Annotated in this window: 12 protein-coding genes; 5 read left to right on the top strand and 7 right to left on the bottom strand. The window is 71.3% G+C overall.

Features of this window, described 5'->3' with window-relative positions; all coding sequences use genetic code 11:
• Window positions 1-45: 45 nt before the first annotated feature.
• The 4 genes from E6R18_RS28400 (at window position 46) to E6R18_RS28385 (ending at window position 6,148) form a co-directional block, all read left to right on the top strand.
• Window positions 46-2,112 (top strand): phospholipase C, phosphocholine-specific, encoded by a 2,067-nt coding sequence (locus E6R18_RS28400; RefSeq protein WP_136319747.1) that lies wholly within the window; start codon window positions 46-48, stop codon window positions 2,110-2,112.
• Window positions 2,113-2,317: 205 nt separating this feature from the next.
• Window positions 2,318-3,613 carry a cytochrome P450 gene (locus tag E6R18_RS28395; RefSeq protein WP_136319746.1) on the top strand — a complete coding sequence of 432 codons (1,296 nt, stop codon included), beginning with the start codon at window positions 2,318-2,320 and terminating at the stop codon, window positions 3,611-3,613.
• A 59-nt stretch (window positions 3,614-3,672) separates the two neighbouring features.
• Window positions 3,673-4,863 carry a cytochrome P450 gene (locus tag E6R18_RS28390; RefSeq protein WP_240799883.1) on the top strand — a complete coding sequence of 397 codons (1,191 nt, stop codon included), beginning with the start codon at window positions 3,673-3,675 and terminating at the stop codon, window positions 4,861-4,863.
• Between the two features lie 277 nt (window positions 4,864-5,140).
• Window positions 5,141-6,148: a LacI family DNA-binding transcriptional regulator gene (locus E6R18_RS28385; protein WP_136319744.1), complete on the top strand. Its 1,008-nt coding sequence runs from the start codon at window positions 5,141-5,143 to the stop codon at window positions 6,146-6,148.
• Window positions 6,149-6,230: 82 nt separating this feature from the next.
• On the opposite strand, the gene E6R18_RS28380 is transcribed toward E6R18_RS28385, so the two are convergent.
• From E6R18_RS28380 to E6R18_RS28350, 7 genes are all read right to left on the bottom strand, one after another.
• The gene (locus E6R18_RS28380) at window positions 6,231-6,758 is read right to left on the bottom strand and encodes a hypothetical protein (protein ID WP_136319743.1); all 528 of its coding nucleotides are present in this window, start codon (window positions 6,756-6,758) and stop codon (window positions 6,231-6,233) included.
• A 33-nt stretch (window positions 6,759-6,791) separates the two neighbouring features.
• Window positions 6,792-9,038: a glycoside hydrolase N-terminal domain-containing protein gene (locus E6R18_RS28375; RefSeq protein WP_136319742.1), complete on the bottom strand. Its 2,247-nt coding sequence runs from the start codon at window positions 9,036-9,038 to the stop codon at window positions 6,792-6,794.
• Window positions 9,035-11,011, bottom strand: coding sequence for a beta-galactosidase (locus E6R18_RS28370; RefSeq protein ID WP_136319741.1), 1,977 nt, complete (start codon window positions 11,009-11,011; stop codon window positions 9,035-9,037). The genes E6R18_RS28375 and E6R18_RS28370 overlap by 4 nt, the downstream gene beginning before the upstream one ends.
• A gap of 13 nt (window positions 11,012-11,024) precedes the next feature.
• Window positions 11,025-11,303 carry a twin-arginine translocation signal domain-containing protein gene (locus E6R18_RS28365; protein ID WP_346765010.1) on the bottom strand — a complete coding sequence of 93 codons (279 nt, stop codon included), beginning with the start codon at window positions 11,301-11,303 and terminating at the stop codon, window positions 11,025-11,027.
• Between the two features lie 56 nt (window positions 11,304-11,359).
• Window positions 11,360-12,331, bottom strand: coding sequence for a carbohydrate ABC transporter permease (locus tag E6R18_RS28360; protein WP_136319740.1), 972 nt, complete (start codon window positions 12,329-12,331; stop codon window positions 11,360-11,362).
• Window positions 12,328-13,449 carry an ABC transporter permease subunit gene (locus tag E6R18_RS28355; RefSeq protein ID WP_136319739.1) on the bottom strand — a complete coding sequence of 374 codons (1,122 nt, stop codon included), beginning with the start codon at window positions 13,447-13,449 and terminating at the stop codon, window positions 12,328-12,330. The genes E6R18_RS28360 and E6R18_RS28355 overlap by 4 nt, the downstream gene beginning before the upstream one ends.
• Before the next feature lie 100 nt (window positions 13,450-13,549).
• Window positions 13,550-15,157, bottom strand: a complete 1,608-nt coding sequence (locus tag E6R18_RS28350; protein ID WP_136319763.1) for an extracellular solute-binding protein — start codon at window positions 15,155-15,157, stop codon at window positions 13,550-13,552.
• Window positions 15,158-15,681: 524 nt separating this feature from the next.
• Here E6R18_RS28350 and E6R18_RS28345 point away from each other — a divergent pair.
• On the top strand, window positions 15,682-18,546 hold the full coding sequence (locus tag E6R18_RS28345; RefSeq protein WP_136319738.1) for a glycoside hydrolase family 3 C-terminal domain-containing protein: 2,865 nt from the start codon (window positions 15,682-15,684) through the stop codon (window positions 18,544-18,546).
• Window positions 18,547-18,598: the final 52 nt, after the last annotated feature.

Here is an 18,598-nt window from a genome sequence, read left to right as displayed (position 1 = left end):
AGTCGTCTTCCGCCCCCACACCCCCCACCGCAAAGGCCCCCACCCATGGCAGAACTCAACCGCCGCCGGCTCCTGAAGCTCGCCGGGAGCTCCGTCGCCCTCAGCGCGCTGTCGAGCAGCATCGCCCGCGCCGCGTCCCTTCCGGCGCGGGGGCGTACGGGCACGATCGAGGACGTCGAGCACATCGTCGTGCTGATGCAGGAGAACCGTTCCTTCGACCACTACTTCGGCACCATGAAGGGCGTACGGGGGTACGGCGATCCGCGCCCCGTCACGCTGCCCGGCGGGAAGCCGGTCTGGCACCAGGCGGACGCGGCCGGCAAGGAGGTGCTGCCGTTCCGGCCGCCGACCGATGAGCTCGGCATGCAGTTCCTCCAGGACCTGAACCACGACTGGGCGGGCGGCCACCGGGCGTTCAACAAGGGGGCCTACGACCAGTGGGTGCCCGCCAAGACGGCCACCACGATGGCCCACCTCACGCGGGAGGACATCCCCTTCCACTACGCGCTCGCCGACGCGTTCACCGTGTGCGACGCGTACCACTGCTCGTTCATCGGATCGACCGACCCCAACCGCTACTACCTGTGGAGCGGATACACCGGCAACGACGGCACCGGCGGCGGCCCCGAGCTGGGCAACGACGAGGTGGGGTACGGCTGGACGACCTACCCGGAGCGGCTGGAGGAGGCCGGGGTGTCGTGGAAGGTGTACCAGGACATCGGCGACGGGCTCGACGCCGCCGGCTCCTGGGGCTGGATAAACGATGCCTACCGGGGCAACTACGGCGACAACTCGCTGCTCTACTTCAACAGCTACCGCGACGCCCGGCCCGGTGACCCCCTCTACGACAAGGCCCGCACCGGCAGCGACATCAAGGGCGGCGGCGGCCTGCTGGACGACCTCAAGGCCGACGTCCGGGCCGGGACGCTGCCCTCGGTCTCCTGGATCGTGGCCCCCGAAGCCTTCAGTGAACACCCCAACTGGCCATCGAACTACGGCGCCTGGTACATCGCGCAGGTGCTGGACGCGCTGACCGCCGACCCGGAGGTCTGGGGCCGCACCGCCCTGTTCGTCACCTATGACGAGAACGACGGCTTCTTCGACCACGTCGTGCCGCCCTTCGTCCCCTCCGGGCCCGCGCAGGGACGGTCCACCGTGGACACGTCCGCCGACTACTTCCCCGGCGACCTCCGTTACGGCGCCGGACCGTACGGGCTCGGCCAGCGCGTCCCCATGACGGTCGTCTCGCCCTGGAGCACCGGCGGCTATGCCTGCTCGGAGGTCTTCGACCACACCTCCGTCATCCGGTTCATCGAGCAGCGCTTCGGAGTGCACGAGCCCCACATCTCGCCCTGGCGGCGGGCCGTCTGCGGCGACCTGACCTCCGCGTTCGACTTCCGGCGTACGGACGCCTCGGCGCCCGAGCTGCCCTCCACGGCCGGCTACGAGCCCCCGGACGCCGAACGGCACCCCGACTACGTACCCGTGCCGCCCGCCACCGGCGCGGTGCCGCACCAGGAGCGCGGCGCGCGGCCCACCCGCCCGCTGCCCTACGCACCCCGGGTCGACGGGGCCGCCGACCCGGCCACCGGCACCTACCGCCTCACGTTCAGCGGCGGCCCGGCGGCCGGGGCGCAGTTCCTCGTGACGTCCGCCAACCGCAGCGACGGACCCTGGACGTACACCACCGGGGCGGGCGCCTCGCTCGCGGACACCTGGAACACTGCCTACTCCCACGGGCTGACCGACCTCACCGTCCACGGCCCGAATGGCTTCCTGCGCTCCTTCCGCGACCCGGGGAAGACGGCCGGGCCCGAGGTGACGGCCCGGCACGAGGCGGCCGGCGGGCAGCTGGTGCTGACGTTCACCCACGCCGGTTCCAGGTCCGTCCGGCTGACCCTGCGCAGCGCCGCCGCCTACGGGGGAGCGGTGCAGACGGTCACCGTACGCGCCGGGCAGACCGTCGAACGCACCCTGGACCTGCGCCGGAGCAAGCGCTGGTACGACGTCACCGTCAGCAGCGACGCGGACGACACCTTCCTGCGCCGCTTCGCCGGGTACGTCGAGACGGGCGAGCCGGGGGTGAGCGACCCCGGGCTGCGCACCGGCTGAGCGGAGCCGGCGCGGGGGTGCGCGCCGTCGTGGCGGCGCGAGGCCATGCGTGCCAGAGGTGGACAGTTCTGCCCCCTTTTGGTTCGTCCAGGGTTCGGGAATGATCGCAGTTGGTAGTTCCTGTGTCACGCAAACTCCTTATAGTGAACGGGTGTTGATCGCGTGATCTTGACGCGTGCAGTTGTCACCCCAGGAGTCAGGATTCATGACGCGCCCTTCTTCGGCAGAGCCCGCACTTGTCGCTCCGCCGCCCCCGCCCGGCTGCCCGGCACACGCCGGGGCCGTCCCGCTCTGGGGTCCCGGGTTCCAGACGGAGCCCCAGGTCGTCTACCGCACCATGCGGCGTGACCACGGACCCGTCGTCCCCGTCGAGCTGCCGGGCGGCTTTCCCGCCTGGCTGGTCATCGGGTACCGCGAGCTGCACCGGGTCACCAGTGACGGCGAGCTGTTCCCGCGCGACGTCGGCCTGTGGAACCAGTGGCCGCACATCCCCGACGACTGGCCCCTGCTGCCGATGGTGGGACGGCCCATGCCCTCCATCTACTTCAGCGCGGGCGAGGAGCACCGGCGGCACGTCCGCATGGTCGGGCCCGCGCTGGAGGGCGCCGACCCGTTCCAGATCCGCAGCCACTGCGAACAGCTGGCGGACCGGCTGATCGACGACATGTGCACCCGGGGCACCGCCGACCTCGTCGCCGCATTCTGCGAACCCCTCCCCGTCCTCGTCCTGGCCCGCCTGATCGGCTTCCCCGACGACGAAGGCTTCGGCATCGCCCAGGTGCTGAAGGACCTGGCGGACGGGGGGCCGGAAGCGCAGAGCGCTCATCTGCGGTTCGGGGAGCACATGGCGCGGCTGCTCGCCGCCAAGCGGGCCGAGCCGGGGGACGACGTCACCTCCCGCATGCTCGACTTCCCCGAGGAGTTCACCGACGAGGAGTACACGCTCGACCTGATGGCCGTCACGGCCGCCGGGCACCTGCCCACCGCCGACTGGATCAGCAACTCGCTGCGGCTGATGCTCACCGAGGACGAGTTCGCCGACTCCATGGCCGGCGGCCGGCGCAGCATCGGCGAGGCCATGAACGAGGTGCTGTGGGAGGACACCCCCACCCAGATCCTCGCCGGGCGCTGGGCCGCCCGCGACACCCAGCTCGGCGGACAGCGGATCAAGGCCGGGGACATGCTGCTCCTCGGGCTCGGGGCCGCCAACACCGACCCCCTGATCCGCCAGGGCCTGTCCGCCGGCGGCTCGTCCGCCCAGGGCGGCAACGGCGCGCATCTGGCCTTCAGCCACGGCGAGTACCGGTGCCCCTTCCCGGCCCAGGAGATCGCCGAGATCATCGCCAGGACCGGCATCGAGGTGCTGCTCGACCGGCTGCCCGATCTCCGGCTCGACGTCCCCGTCGAGGACCTCGTCCGGCGGCCCTCCGCCTTCCTGCGCGGCAACACCACGCTTCCCGTCCGGTTCACCCCCGTACGTACGACAGGAGACTTCTCGTGAACTGCCCCCACGCCACCCAGGCGGCGGCCCAGCACGGTGGAACCGTCGTCATCGACCCCATGGTCCAGGACCTGGACGGCGAGACGGCACGGCTGCGCGACGCCGGACGGCTGGCCCGGATCGAGCTCCTGGGCGTGCCGGCCTGGACCCTCACCCGGCACGCGGACGCGCGGCAGCTCCTGGTCGACCCGCGGCTGGTGAAGGACATCGACGCCTGGGGGCTGTGGCGCAGCGGCGAGGTGACCCGCGACTGGCCGCTCATCGGGATGATCGACGCCGGGCGGTCCATGTTCACGGTCGACGGCGCCGAACACCGCCGGCTGCGGACCAAGACCTCCCAGGCGCTCACGCCCCGCAGGCTGGAGGCGATACGCCCCGACATCGAGAAGTTCACCGCGGAGCTGCTGGACGCGCTGGAGGAGGGCGGCCGGGACGGGGCCGTCGTCGACCTCAAAGCCGTGTTCGCCCAGCCGCTGCCGATGCGGGTCGTCGGCATGCTGATGGGGGTCGACCCGGCGGAGAACGCCATGCTGACCCGCCAGTACAAGGCGTTCTTCTCCATGCTCACCCCGCAGGACGAGCGCCTCGCCCTCCTCGCCGACCTGGACGTCTTCTACGCCGGACTCGTACGCGAGAAGACCGCGCAGCCGACCGACGACCTCACCTCCGCGCTCATCCTCGCCGAGGAGGGCGGCGAGCCCCTGACCGAGGAAGAGGTGATCGGCAACCTCAAGGCCATGGTCGCCGCCGGGCACGAGACCACGATCGGGCTCATCCTCAACGCCGTACGCGCCCTGCTGGCCCACCCCGACCAGCTGCGGATGGTCCTGGACGGCGAGATCTCCTGGGAGACCGTGATCGAGGAGACCCTGCGGTGGGACACCCCCACCACCCATCTGCTCATGCGGTTCGCCACCGAGGACGTCCAGGTGGGTGACGAGGTCATCGCCAAGGGCGAGGGCGTGGTGATCTCCTACCGGGTGATCGGCCGCGACCCCGAGCAGCACGGACCCGACGCCGACGCCTTCGACATCACGCGCGCCACCCCCATCCGGCACATGACCTTCGGGCACGGGCCGCACATCTGCCCGGGCGCCGCGCTCTCCCGGGTCGAGGCGGGCATCGCCCTGCCGGCGCTCTTCGCACGCTTCCCGCACCTGCGGCTCGCGGTACCCGACTCGGAGCTGCGCAACCTTCCGGTCATGACGCAGAACGACATGGAGTCCTTCCCCGTCCTGCTCGGCACCTGAGTCGATGTGACCGAAGGGCCGGGGACGGGCATATCGTGGCGGTGGCCGAAGCGGCTGCCGCCACGAGCCGTTCTGGGCGGGCATGGGGCCGAAACGTCGAGTCGAAGCGCTTCGACACTGGTCTGGACATGCAGACCGAGCGGGTCTAGGCTCGCTCTGTCTCCCCATGTCGCAGATGCAGAGAGCGCAGTCGAAGCGCTTCGCCGCATCTGACCGAAGTGCCGGAGCAGACCGGTTCGCGTGCCGGGCCCGACGACGTCCCGTGATGGAGAGCTGAATGGTCACCCTGGCCGAGGTCGCGCAGCACGCCGGAGTCTCGGCGAGCACGGTGAGCTACGTGCTGAGCGGCAAGCGCTCCATCTCGGTGGCCACCCGCGAGCGCGTCGAACAGAGCATCCAGCAGCTCGGCTACCACCCCAACGCCGGGGCCAGGGCCCTCGCCAGCAGCCGGTCGAACATCATCGCGCTCATGGTGCCGCTGCGCACCGACATGTACGTGCCCGTGATGATGGAGATCGCCATCGCGGTCGCCACCACCGCCCGCACCCACGGCTACGACGTCCTGCTGCTCACCGGCGAGGAGGGGCCCGCGGCCGTGCGGCGGATCGCCGGCAGCTCGCTCGCGGACGCGATGATCCTGATGGACGTCGAACTGCACGACGAGCGGCTGCCCCTGCTCCGCGAGACCGACCGGGCCGCCGTGCTCATCGGCCTGCCCGCCGACACCGACGGGCTGACCTGTGTGGACCTCGACTTCGAGGCGACCGGCGCGCTCTGCGTGGAACACCTGGCCGGTCTCGGACACCGCGAGATCGCGGTGATCGGCGAGGCCGCCGCGGTGTACGAGCGGCACACCGGGTTCGCCGAGCGGACCGTCGACGGCGTACGGGCCAAGGCGCAGGAGACCGGGGTGCGCGTCCTGCACCGGCCGTGCGAGGGCGGATACGCGGCGATGGCGCAGACGCTGTCGCGGATATTCGACGAGCGCCCCGGCACCACCGGCTTCATCGTGCAGAACGAGGCGGCGGTGGAACCGCTGCTCAACCTGTTGCGGCAGCAGGGCCGGGCCGTGCCGGAGGATGTGTCGGTGGTGGCGATCTGCCCCGAGCAGGTCGCCTCCCAGGCATCGGTGCGGCTCACCTCGGTGGCCATACCGGCACAGGAGATGGGCCGCCGCTCGGTCGAGCAGGTCGTCGCCAAGCTCTCCGGCCGGGGGACGGACGAAGTGGAGCTGCTGGCACCCGAGTTGACGGTTCGGGAGAGCACAGGACCCGCCCCGGTGTGAGCCCCCGGGACGATACGCGCACGAGCCGGCCCCCGCGCACGAGCCGGCCCCCGCGCACGAGCCGGCTCCTTGCGTGTGCGGGTCAGCTCGCGGAGACGGCGAACGCGTTCGTCCGGAAGTCGAGACCGCCCGCCGACGAGGTGATCTCGTAGCCGAACTGGACGTCACCGATCGTCTCGTTGCCCCACCACCCCTTGGTGTCCTTGATCCACTTCAGGATCGGCAGGACGTCCACAGTGCCCGACGCGGAGTCCGACGTGCGCAGGAACGAGAAGACCTGGTTGGAGCCGTTGTCACCCTTGTAGACGGTCCAGGTGTGACCGCCGAGCGACAGCGTGCCCTGCGAGGTGCCGAGCGGGCCCACGGCGCCGTTGTGGTTGACCCACAGCATCACCTCGTAGTCGTAGTCGTAGTCGTAGTCGCTGTCCCAGATGTCGTACGAGGTGTTGTAGGCCCCGGACGACGGGACGGTGACGTCGTACGTGCCCCACTGGTCCGAGGAGGACCAGGTCGCCGCCTGGGCGGGGGCGGCGGCGAAGCCGATGAGCGCCGCCAGGGCCGCCGCCGGCGCCAGGGTGAGCCTGCTGAGCGTGCGGGTGCGTCGTGCCATGGTCGTCCTTGCATGGTGCGGGTGGGGGGAGTGCTACCGCGGCTTCAGTTCGAGGACGCGGTCCACGCCGGCGGTCAGCTCCAGAGAGACCGAGGGGACGCCGGCGGAGGCGTCGGTGAGGGTGTGGCCGTCGCCCGTGCGGACATCGATGCGGGCATCACGCGTGGGGTGCAGTACAGCGGTCGCGGTGGAGTCGGCCGACCAGCGCAGATCGAGCCCGGCGCCGAACCGCGTACGCACACCGCGCAGTTCACCGCTCGGGCAGCCCGTGAGGAGTGCGGGCAGCAGGACCAGCCGGTCCGGCGCCGACTGGACGAGCGACTCGATGACCGCGGCGGGCAGGGCGTGGGCCGCGTCCGCGTTGTAGACGTCGCGGGACGGATAGTGGGCGCTCATCAATGAGTCGTGGAAGAAGTCGCCCGCCAGGACCGACCGGACGGCGGCCGAGGCCCGCGCCCCGTCCCGCAGCCGTGCGGCGATCAGCGCATGGTGCAGATGGCCGTGCGCGGAGTCGTTCTCCGCGCCACGCAACTCCAGCGCCCGGTGCGCGGCCGCCGACAGCTCCGGGGTGTCGTACGGATTGATCGCGTCCAGCGGCCACACGGGGTAGAGATGGCTGAGGTGGCGGTGGTCGTACGTCTCCGCCAGGCCCGGCCACGCCCACTCGGCGAGCGCCCCGTCCTCGTTGACCCGGTACTCCGCGAGCCGGTCCGCCAGCGCCCGCCGCCGCGCGGAGGCCGGATGGGCGGGGGAGCGGCCGGCCGAAGCGGTCAGGGCGTGCCGGGCCGCCGCGAGGTCCATCGTCGCGTTGACCGTGCCCCAACTCGCGTTGGCCGGACGGTTCTCCGGCGAGTACGAGGGGACCACGGCCACCCGCCCGTCGGGGCCGGTGCGGGTCAGGAAGTCCTCGTAGAACAGGGCCGCCTCGTGCAGGGCGGCCGTCAGCCGCGGGTCCGTCACCCCGGTCGTCTCGGCGTCCTCGATCAGCGGCTCCAGGAGCCAGTCCGCGCCCGCCGTCCACAGGTGCAGCGGGTAGGCGCGCTGATAGTGCCGGGTGTGCCCGGACTCGCCGTCGGTGTGGGACGGGGCGACGATGCCGCGCGCCCCGAAGATCGCCCGTGCGTTGTCCCGCCAGTCGGCGAGCTGCCCGTACACCAGCGCTCCATGGGCCTCGGACACCTCCGGCAGCGCCGCGGCGGCCGCGGAGGCGATCTGGAGGTTGAGGTTGGCGTTGGTGGTGAACGCCCCCGACCAGGCGGTGTCCCAGTCGCCCGTCCACAGCCCGGTCAGCCGGGGCGGCAGGGCCCCGGAGGCGGACAGCAGGTGGTAGCGCCCCGCCGCGAACAGCCGCTCCAGGAGCGCCGTACTGTCCGGCCGCCGGATCAACTCGCTGCCGGGAAGCAGCCGTTCGGCCGGATCGGCGTCCAGGGTGAGGGAGGCCCGCTCGAAGGCCGGGCGGTGCAGCGCACAGTGCCGTGCGAACAGCGTCGCGTAATCGTCCCCGGGCAGCGCGGCACACTCCGCAGCCAGGTCCAGGTGGCCCGCGTGCCGGCGCACCCGGGTGAGCAGCAGCAGGCTCCTGGCGCCCTCGACCCGGACGCCCTCGCCCGCCACCGACACCCGGCCGCCCTCCGCCCGCACCACCGTCACCCCGGTGTACGCGAGCTCGCTGTCCGGGTAGCCGGCCCGCAGCGCCAGCCGGGCACCGTCCGGGGTCAGTACGGTGCTGCGCCCCACGGCCAGGCGCGGCGGGGCACCCGGCAGGGCGTGGTCCAGGGTCAGGTCCACCGCGAGCCCGGGACCGGTGACGTACTGGACGATCACGTCGTCGGCGCGCGAGACGAAGACCCGGCTGCGCCGGTCCTCGCGGACGGCCCCGATCTCCCCGGTGGCGAAGTCGACCGAGCGCCGGTAGCCGGCGGCCGGGTCCGCCGCCGGGTCGGCGCTGCCGGGAGCCGGGCGGATTCGGGTCTGGAAGGCGGGATGGAAGGGCTGCACCCACACCAGCGGGCGGCCCTGGCCGAAGCGTTCCGCCGCCGTGGTGTCCCCGGCCAGCAGGGCGCTCTGCAGCCGGTCGAGCCGGTCCGCGAGCTCGGGCGGGCGGACGTGCTCGCTGCCGTTGGGCCGGACCAGGGTGTGGTGGTTGACGACGACCCGGTCGTTGGCCGGGTCCCCGTACACCATGGCCCCGTGCCGGCCGTTGCCCCCGAGGAAGGCGTCCTCCCAGCGGGCGGCGGGACGTGGCTCCCAGGTGCCGTCGATGTGCGCGCGCCCCGTCATGGTGCGGCGCTCCGCAGCACGACCACGCCGTAGCGGCCCAGCGCCACCCGGTCCTTCACCGTCCGCCCGGTCAGCAGGTCCTCGTGGGTGCCGGGGACGGTCACGGTGACCATCTCGCGGCCGTGGTGGAGCAGGAAGAGCAACTCCCCGCGGCGGACCGCCTCCACGCCCTCGGGCAGCCCGGGCAGGACCGGTTCCACCCCGGCCTCCCGGACCACGTCGCCCAGCAGTTTCCGCAGCGCCGGGGGCTCCGGCAGGGTCGACACGTACACCGCCCGGCCCCTGCGCAGCACCGCGGGCAGCCCGGCGAGCTCGCCCTCGCGGTAGGCGGCCACCACCTCGGTGTCCTCGGCCGCCTCCAGCTCCTCCGACCACAGGGTGGACCGGAAGCCGTCGCACTCCGTGGTCGCGTCCGCCTCCAGCGGCCACCACTCGTGCAGGGTGCGGATGCCGAACAGCTCGCGCAGCCGGACGTCCATCCCGCCCGGCCTGATCCGGTCGTCCACGTCGGCGATCCCGGTGAAGAAACCGCACACCAGCCGCCCGCCGCCCTCCACGTACGCCACGAGGTTGTCGATCGCCGTGTCATCGAGCAGGTAGAGGTGCGGGAGGACGACCGCCTTGAAGCGGCGGAGATCGGCGTCGGGGCGGGCGAACTGGGTCGCGGTCCCGTTCTCCCACAGCGCCCGGTGCCAGCGCCGCACCACCTCGGGGTAGTCCAGCAGTGAGGAGGGGCTGCCCTCCTGAGCACCCGCCCACCAGGCGTCCCAGTCGTGCAGGACCGCCACATCGGCGGTCACATCCGTGCCGGCCACCGCCGGGCCGATGTTGGCGAGTTCGGCGCCCAGCTTCCTGGTCTCCCGGAAGGAGCGGCCGCTCTCACCGGCGTGGCCGAGCATCCCCGAGTGGAACTTCTCCGAGCCCTGCCGGGACTGGCGCCACTGGAAATAGCACACGGCATCGGCGCCGCGCGCCACCGACTGGAGCGACCAGAGCCGGTTCAGACCCTCGGGCTTGGGGTGGTTGACGCCCCGCCAGTTGACGGCTCCCGCCGCCTGCTCCATCAGCATCCACGGGCCGGCCGCCTGCGAACGCGTCATGTCGGCGAGCATCGCGTTGTACTGCCCGCCCTGCGGGTCCCGGGGGTCCGGATAGATGTCCACCGAGACGATGTCCTCCTCGGCCGACCACGCCCAGGCGTCCTGCCCCGACCACAGCGGCATGAAGTTCGTCGTCACCGGGATGTCCGGGGTGTGCCGGGCGACGATGTCCCGCTCGGCGACGAAGCACTCCAGCAGCGCGTGGGACGTGAAGCGTTTGAAGTCCAGCACCTGCGTCGGGTTCTTCATGTACTGCGCCTTGCGCGGCGGCAGGATCTCCGTCCAGGAGTCGTAGCGCTGGCTCCAGAACGCCGTGCCCCACGCCTCGTTGAGCGCGTCGAGCGTCTCGTACCGGCTGTGCAGCCAGCGGCGGAAGTGGACCGCAGTCTCGTCGCACCAGCAGTGCGTGCAGTACTCGTTGTTGATGTGCCACACGGTGAGCGCGGGGTGCTCCGCGTACCGGGCGGCGAGGTCCTCGGTGAGGGCGGCGGCGTAGCGCCGGTAGACCGGCGAGCTCGCGCAGAACTGCTGGCGCGATCCGTACCAGACGATGGACCCGTCCTCCGCGCGCGGCAGGGTCTCCGGGTGCCGCGCCCCCATCCAGGGCGGCGGGGACGCGGTCGGGGTGGCGAGCACGACGCCGATGCCGTGTGCGTGCGTCAGGTCCATCAACCGGTCCAGCCAGCCGAACTCCCGGGCGCCGGGTCGGGGTTCGATCTTCGCCCAGGAGAAGACGCCGAGGGTGACGGAGTTGACGCCGGCCTCCTTCATCAGCCGGACGTCGTCCTCCCACACCTCCTCGGGCCACTGCTCGGGGTTGTAGTCGCCTCCGAAGAGGATGCGGCCGCGGGCCGCGTCGCGCAGGGACGGCATGGCGTCTCGTTCCTTACTGGGGTTGTGCGTACTGGATGCCGCGGCCGGCGTAGGCCAGGCCCTTCACCGCAGGGTGGAACAGCAGCCCGGTGACGAAGCCGGTGCCGCCGATCGCCGCGGCGCGCCGGCGGTGGGGCTGGTGTCTGCCGTCGGGGCGGTGCTTGTCGCTGTGGTGGTGGGCCGGGGCGAGCGCCGCGGTGCCCGCGGCCGGCAGGGCGGTGGCGGCAGCGGTGACGGCCGCTGTGGCGAGCACGGTTCTGCGGCTGGGCGTGGACGCGGACGAAGCGCGCATGGCGAACACCTTCCGGACAAGGACAAGGACAAGGGGGAGGGGAGAAGCGCGGCGGTTCAGCCCTTCACGGCGCCGGTGAGCATGCCCTTCTGGAAGTGCTTCTGGACGAACGGCGACAGCACCGCGACCGGGATCAGCGCGAGGATCATGACGGCCATCTGCACGGCGAGGCTGTTGATCTGGCCGCTGCTGACGGCCGCGCCCATGGCGCCCGGCGGCACCTGGTGCTGGAGGACCAGCTGACGCAGGATCATCTGGAGCGGGTACTTGTCGCTGTCCTGGATGTAGAGCATCGCGTTGAACCACTGGCTCCAGTAGCCGACCGCGTAGAACAGCGAGATCACGGCGATCACCGCACGCGACAGCGGCATGATGATCTGGAGCAGGATGCGCCACTCGCCGGCGCCGTCGATGCGGGCCGCGTCGATGAGTTCGGGCGCGGTGTCCATGAAGAAGCCGCGCAGCACGAGCACGTTGAAGACGCTGATCGCGCTGGGCAGGATCATCGACCAGTAGCTGTCGCTCAGGCCGATGCCGGTGACCAGCAGATACGTCGGGATCAGGCCGGCGCCGAAGAACATGGTCGCCATCAGCGTCATCAGCAGCGGGCGGTGCGCGTAGGAGTCGCGGCGGCTCAGCCCGTACGCGCACAGGATCGAGACGATCATGCTGACGGCCGTACCGACGACGGTGAGGCCCACGCTCACCGCGGCCGCGCGGGTCACCGCGCCCCCGCTCAGCAGCTCCTTGTACGCGACGAAGGTGATGTGCTTGGGCCAGACGACCAGGCCGCCCGCGTCGTTGATGGTCTTGGTGTCGGAGAGGCTGGTGACCAGCACCACCCAGATCGGGACGATGATGACCGCGCAGATCGCGACCAGGCCGAAGCCCTTGAAGGCGAGCCCCGCCTTGGTCGGCTCCTCCTCCCACACCGGGCGCGGTTCGACGCGCAGGGCGCGCTGGAGCGGAGTCTCCGTACGGGGCGCGGGGGCTGACGGGTCCTTCTCGTGGTCCAGGAGAGTTGTCATTTCTTGGAGTACACCCCCTGCTCGCCCAGCATGTGGGCGACCTTGTTGGCACCCAGCACCATGGCGACGCTGAACAGTCCCTTGAAGATGCCGGCGGCGGCCGCGTAGCCGAAGTCGCCGGTCTTGATGCCCGTCCACCAGATGTAGGTGTCCAGGATTTCAGAGGCCCCGGCGCCCACTTGGTCGCGCTGGAGCAGGATCTGCTCGAAGTCGAGGTTGAGCGCGCTGCCCACCCGCAGGACGAGCAGCAGGGCGATGACCGGACGCAGCGCAGGCAATGTGACATGCCACATGCGGCGCCAGCGGCCCGCCCCGTCGACGGCCGCGGCCTCGTACAGATCGGTGTTGACGGCGGCGAGCGCTGCCAGGAAGACGATCACGCCCCAGCCGGCGTCCTTCCACACGGCCTGCGCGCTGACCAGGAACTTGAAGAAGCCCGGGTTGGTCATCAGGTCGAAACCCTCGTGACCGTGTTCGCGCAGCCACTGGGCGACCAGCCCCGCGCCGCCGAACATCTGCTGGAAGACGGTGACGACGAGCACCCAGGAGAAGAAGTGCGGCAGGTAGACGATCGCCTGCACCCAGGCCCGGACCCGGGTGCTCATGATCGTGTTGAGCAGCAGGGCGATGGCGATCGGGATGGGAAAGAAGAGGACGAGCTGGGTGACGAAGATGACCAGCGTGTTGATGAGGACTTCCCAGAAGCGGTAGTCCTCGAAGATCCGGGTGAAGTTGTCGAACCCGACGAAGGGGCTGCCGGTGATGCCCAGGTCGTACACGTCGTAGTCCTGGAAGGCCACGATGTTCCCGAGCAGCGGGATGTAGTTGAAGATCAGCAGCAGCGCGATGGCCGGCATCGTCATCAGGACCAGGGTGCGGTCGCGCCGCAGCCGCTGACGCCAGGTGATGCCGCCCGCCCGAGGGCCGGAGTCCGCCCGTCCGCCGCCCTTGTCCGTACGGGATCCGCGGACGCCGCCCGCCCGGGCTCTGCCCTTGCGAACGCCGCTCGTCTCCCTGCCGTCACCGTCACCGTCCCCGACGCCGCTCCCGCCGGCCGGGGCGTTCGCCCCGTCGGCGGTGCGGTCCGGGGCGGCCGCGACCGTGGCCCGTGACTTCACCGTGTGCTCCCCATGTCGTGCTCCTGACCCCGGCCGCCGGGCATCGTGCGCCCGGCGGCCCTTTCGTTCTCGTGCGTACGAGCGGTGCGCGTCGTACGCGTCAGTTGCCGGAGCCGTTCTTGTCGAGAATGTCCTGGTACCAGTCGCGCAGCTTGTCGCCGCCGCTCTTCTTCCAGGTGTTCACGGCGTCGTCCACGTCGCTGACCTTCTTGCGGCCGCGCCGGATGTCCTTCTGGAGGTCGTCGAACGGCGTGTACAGGGAGGCGTAGCGCTGCGGCTCGACGACCTGCATGCCGAAGAAGAGGGGCTTCTTGACGTTCGGGGCCTGGCGCGCCATCCAGCCCGCGTAGTCCTTGGCCAGCTGCGGCTGGTCGGGGTAGGCGATGGAGGTGGGCGGCGAGGCGACGAACAGGAAGGTGGAGGGCTGGGCCTCCTCGACACCCTGCGGGGTGTAGGTCGGGGACCCGTCCTTGATCGTGTAGTGGGTGCCCTTCACGCCGTAGTTGGTGAGCATGAACTCCTCGGTGCCGTACGGCGCCGCCGCGTAGTCGGCGATCGCGAGGAACTCCTCGATCTTCTCCTTGGACAGCTTCTTGCTGAGGAAGGTGAAGATGCCGGCCGGGTCGTCCTGCCACAGCACCGGCTTGCCGCCGTCCTGGCTGAAGAAGTCGAGCGCCTGCATGTCGAACTTCGGGTTGGCGGCGGCCTGTTCGGTGACCATGCCCTTCCAGCCGCCGGTGCCGTCGTTGTACATGACCACGTGGCCGCTGGTGAAGCGGATCTTGGCGTCGGCGTCCTTGTTGGCCTCGGCGTCCGGGTGGACGTAGCCGCCGTCGTGGAGCTTGCGGGCGAAGGCGAGCGCCTCGCGGTACTCCTTCGTCTCGATCTTGTGGACCAGCTTGCCGTTCTCCAGCTGCCAGTAGTGCGGCGCGTCGGGCAGCAGGCCGAAGATCTTCTGGATGCAGGTCCACAGGTCGTCGAAGGCCCACACCTTCTTCCTGGCGGCGGTGTACTCCTTGCCGAAGGCCAGCAGGTCGTCCGCGCTCGCCGGTACGGCGCCGGAGCCGATCAGGTCCTTGCGGTAGAAGATCGCGTTGCCGATGATCGGGGTCGGCATGGGCAGCCCGCGCAGCTTGCCGCCGAAGACCGAGTACTGCCAGGCGCCGGTCGGGATGTTCGCCAGGTTCGGGTACTTCTTGACGGCGTCGCCCGCCAGGTACGGGGACAGGTCCGCGAACTTGGCGGTGATCGCGTTGCGGATCTGCCCCTGCATGTTCCAGCCGGGGATGGTCATGACGTCCGGGATGTCCGAGCCGGCGAGGACCGCGCCGATCTTGTCCTGGTAGGTGTTGCCGTCCTGCGGGTCGAAGTCGAGCGTCGCGCCGACCGCCTTGTTCACGGCCGTGTAGTACGGGTTGTTCTTCTTCGGGACGGTGCCCCACAGCGGGGTCATGACCCGGAACTCCGAACCCTTGCCCGGCACCGACTTGACCGAGACGACCAGCGGGTCCGGGAGCTTGGTGTAGCCGGGGCTCGAACCGTTGACGCCGGCGACATCGGGCTCGACCAGGTTCAGCGGGGCGTAGCTCGGCACGACCTTCTTCAGGGCCTTGCCCGTGGTCGTGCCCTCCTTGCTCCCGGAACCGGAGCCGGAACCGCCGCACGCGGCGAGCAGCGGCACCCCGCCGGCCACGGCGACGGCCGCCACCGCGCCCGTGGCGAGGAAGCTTCTCCGGCTCGGAGCCGTGGAGGAGGGGGAGGAATTCGGCGTCATTGCGTCAACCCTTCGAGGCGCACCAGGACGACACGCGGCGGGGCGACCGCCGTTCGGTTCCTGTGTCTGAGGTGGAGCGTTGCTGGCTGAGCCGGTGTCACCGGCCCCAGGTGAAGCGGTTCAACAGTCAGGCGGCAGAACGTGTCGCCGTCCCGGGAAATCAAGGGCGCCGGGCGCCCCATCGAAGCTCCGTCGAAGCGCTTCGATGTTGCAGCGAGGTTAAGTGAAGGGTCTGTGCGGCACAAGACTTCGTTTCCAGATTCCTCCGACCCGTTTCCGAACCGTTTCCTGGACGCCCGCACGCCGTGCCGGGCGTCCAGGTCGGCACCGAACCCTTGACACGTACGGGGTCGGCCGTTGAGCATCGAAGCGCTTCGAAAGATCGTCCGAGGCTCCACGAGGGCTCGCACGAGGCGCCGACACCGCCATACCTCCCACCTTTGAAGAAGGACCCGCACGTGACGGAACAACCGCAGCCCTTCCGCGACCCGCAGCTGCCCTTCGCCAAGCGCGTCGACGATCTGCTTCAGCGGCTCACCCTCGACGAGCGCATCGCGATGCTGCACCAGTTCGCACCCGCGGTCGACCGGCTCGGGCTCGGCGCCTTCCGCACCGGCCAGGAGGCCCTGCACGGCGTCGCCTGGATGGGGCAGGCGACGGTCTTCCCGCAGGCCGTGGGGCTCGGTGCCACCTGGAACGACGAACTGGTGCGCCGGGTCGGCGAGGCGGTCGGCAACGAGGTCCGCGCCAAGCGCGCTCAGGACGACCGGGTCGGGCTCAACGTCTGGGCCCCCACCGTGAACCTCCTGCGCCACCCGCTGTGGGGGCGCGGCGAGGAGGGGTACTCCGAGGACGCCGGCCTCACCTCCGCCATCGCGGTCGCCTACACCCGGGGGCTGCGCGGCGACCACCCGCACTACTGGCGGACCGCCCCGGTCCTCAAGCACTGGCTCGCTCACAACAACGAGACGGACCGCGACACTTCGTCCTCCTCGGTGGGCCCCAGGGTGCTGCACGAATACGACCTCAAGGCGTTCCGCGACGCCGTCCGGGCGGGCGCGGTGGCCGGTGTGATGCCCGCGTACAACCTGGTCAACGGGCGCCCCAACCACGTCTCGCCGCTCCTGTCGCGCCACTTGCGTGCCTGGACGGACCAGCCCCTGGTCGTCTGCTCCGACGCCGGCGCACCCACCAACCTCGTGGACAGCGAGCACTACTTCGACACCCATGAGGAGGCGACGGCCGCCTCTCTGCGCGCCGGAGTCGACAGCTTCACCGACCACGGCCAGGACTCCGCGGTCATGACCGGCCGCGTCAAGGGCGCCCTGGAACGCGGACTGCTCGACGAGCACGACATCGACACCGCCGTCCGGCGCCTGCTCCACATGCGCTTCGCGCTCGGCGAGTTCGACCCCGCGCTCGACCCGTACGCGGGCTCCGCGGCCCTCGACACCGAGGAGCACCGCGCCCTCGCCCTGGAGGCCGCCGAACAGGCCGTCGTCCTCCTCAAGAACGAAGGGCTGCTGCCGCTCGATCCCGCCGCCGGAAAGACGGTCGCCGTCGTCGGGCTCCTCGCGGATGCCTGCAAGCTCGACTGGTACAGCGGCACCCTCATCCACCGCTCGACCCCGCTCGACGGACTGCGGGAGCGCTTCGGCGCCGACCGCGTCGTCCACGCCGAGGGCGCCGACCTGGTCCGGATCAAGTGCGCGGACGGCTGGCTGCACGTCCCCCCGGCGGACGCCGGTGACGAGGCGGTGCGCGGCGCGGAGGGCGCCCTGGACCCGGCGCTGCTCGCCGGTCGCACCGATCTGCCCCCGCTGACCTGCACGGACACCCCGTCCGAGCTGGCGCTCGTGGACTGGGGCAACGGCGTCATCACCCTGCGGGAACCCGCCGGCCGCTATCTGTCCGTCGCCGAGGACGGCTATGTACGCGCCTCCGCGGACGAGCCGGGCGGCTGGGTCGTCCAGGAGACCTTCCGGTGGGAAGCGGTGGAAGGCCATGCCGGCGGTCACCGCCTTCTGCACATCGGAACGGGTGGGTATGTCTCTGTCGCCGCCGGCGGCGTAAAGGTTGCCGCCCCCGGCGAAGAAATTTCCGGATCCGCCGGGACCGTCTTCGAGACCGAGGTGACCGAGCGCGGCGAGGACGCCGTCGCCCGCGCCGCCGCCGCGGCCGACACCGTGATCGTGGTCGCCGGCAACGACCCGCACATCAACGGCCGCGAGACCGAGGACCGCACCACGCTCGCCCTGCCCGCCCAGCAGGAACGCCTCTGGCGCGCCGCCCACGCCGCCAACCCGCGCACGGTCCTGGCGGTCACCTCCCCCTACCCGTACGCCCTCAACGACGCAGCCGCCACACTGCCCGCGCTGCTGTGGACCGCGCACGGCGGCCAGGCCGCGGGCACCGCGCTCGCCCGCGTCCTGGCGGGCGACGTCTCCCCGGCCGGCCGGCTCCCGCAGACCTGGTACAGCTCCGACGCGGAACTGCCCGGGATGCTGGACTACGACATCATCGGCTCGCGGCAGACCTACCTCTACTACAAGGGCGCCCCGCTCTACCCGTTCGGCCACGGACTCACGTACGGCGACTTCACCTACAGCGCCCTGACCGCCGAACGCGATGGCGACCTGCTGCGCGTCTCGCTCACCGTCACCAACACGGGCGCCGTCGCCTCCGACGAGGTCGCCCAGCTCTACGTACGGGCCGTCGCCCCGTCCGTCGCCCGGCCGCTGCGCCAGCTGGCCGGCCACCGCCGGCTGCACCTGGCCCCCGGCGCGGCGGAGCGCGTCGCCTTCACCGTGCCGGTCGAGGAACTCGGCCACTGGGACGTGGCGCACGGCCGCTGGACCGTCGAGCCCGGCGCGTACGAGATCCAGGCGGGCGCCTCCAGTGCGGACATCCGGCTCGGCACGGTCCTCACCGTCGACGGCGAGGCGGCCGGGCCGCGCCCGGTCCTGGCCCGCGGCCTGGAGGCGGCCGACTACGACGAGCAGCTGGCCACCGAGATCGTGGACCGGGCGAAGACGGACGGCGACGCGGTCACCGCCACCGCCGAGGCCAACGAACTCCTCTACCGGTGCTGCGACTTCGCGGCCGGTACGAGCGGCGTCGAGGTCTCCGCCTCGGGGGAGGGGGCCGTCCTGATCACCGTCGACGGCACCACGGTCACCGTCCCGGTCCCGGCCACCGAAGGACCGTACGACTACCGCACCCTGCGGGCCGGGCTGAACGCCTCCGGCGTCGGCGACCTGCGGATCGCCCTGCGCGGCACCGTCCGGCTGGCCCGGCTCGCCTTCACCGGGCGCGGCGAGTGAACCGCACCGCCGCCCGCCCCCCTCTTCCTCCCCCTCCCGTTGCCCCCGGCAA

Source organism: Streptomyces sp. A1277 (assembly GCF_004795015.1).
Taxonomy (GTDB): domain Bacteria; phylum Actinomycetota; class Actinomycetes; order Streptomycetales; family Streptomycetaceae; genus Streptomyces.
This window is presented reverse-complemented; position numbering and strand designations above follow the sequence as displayed.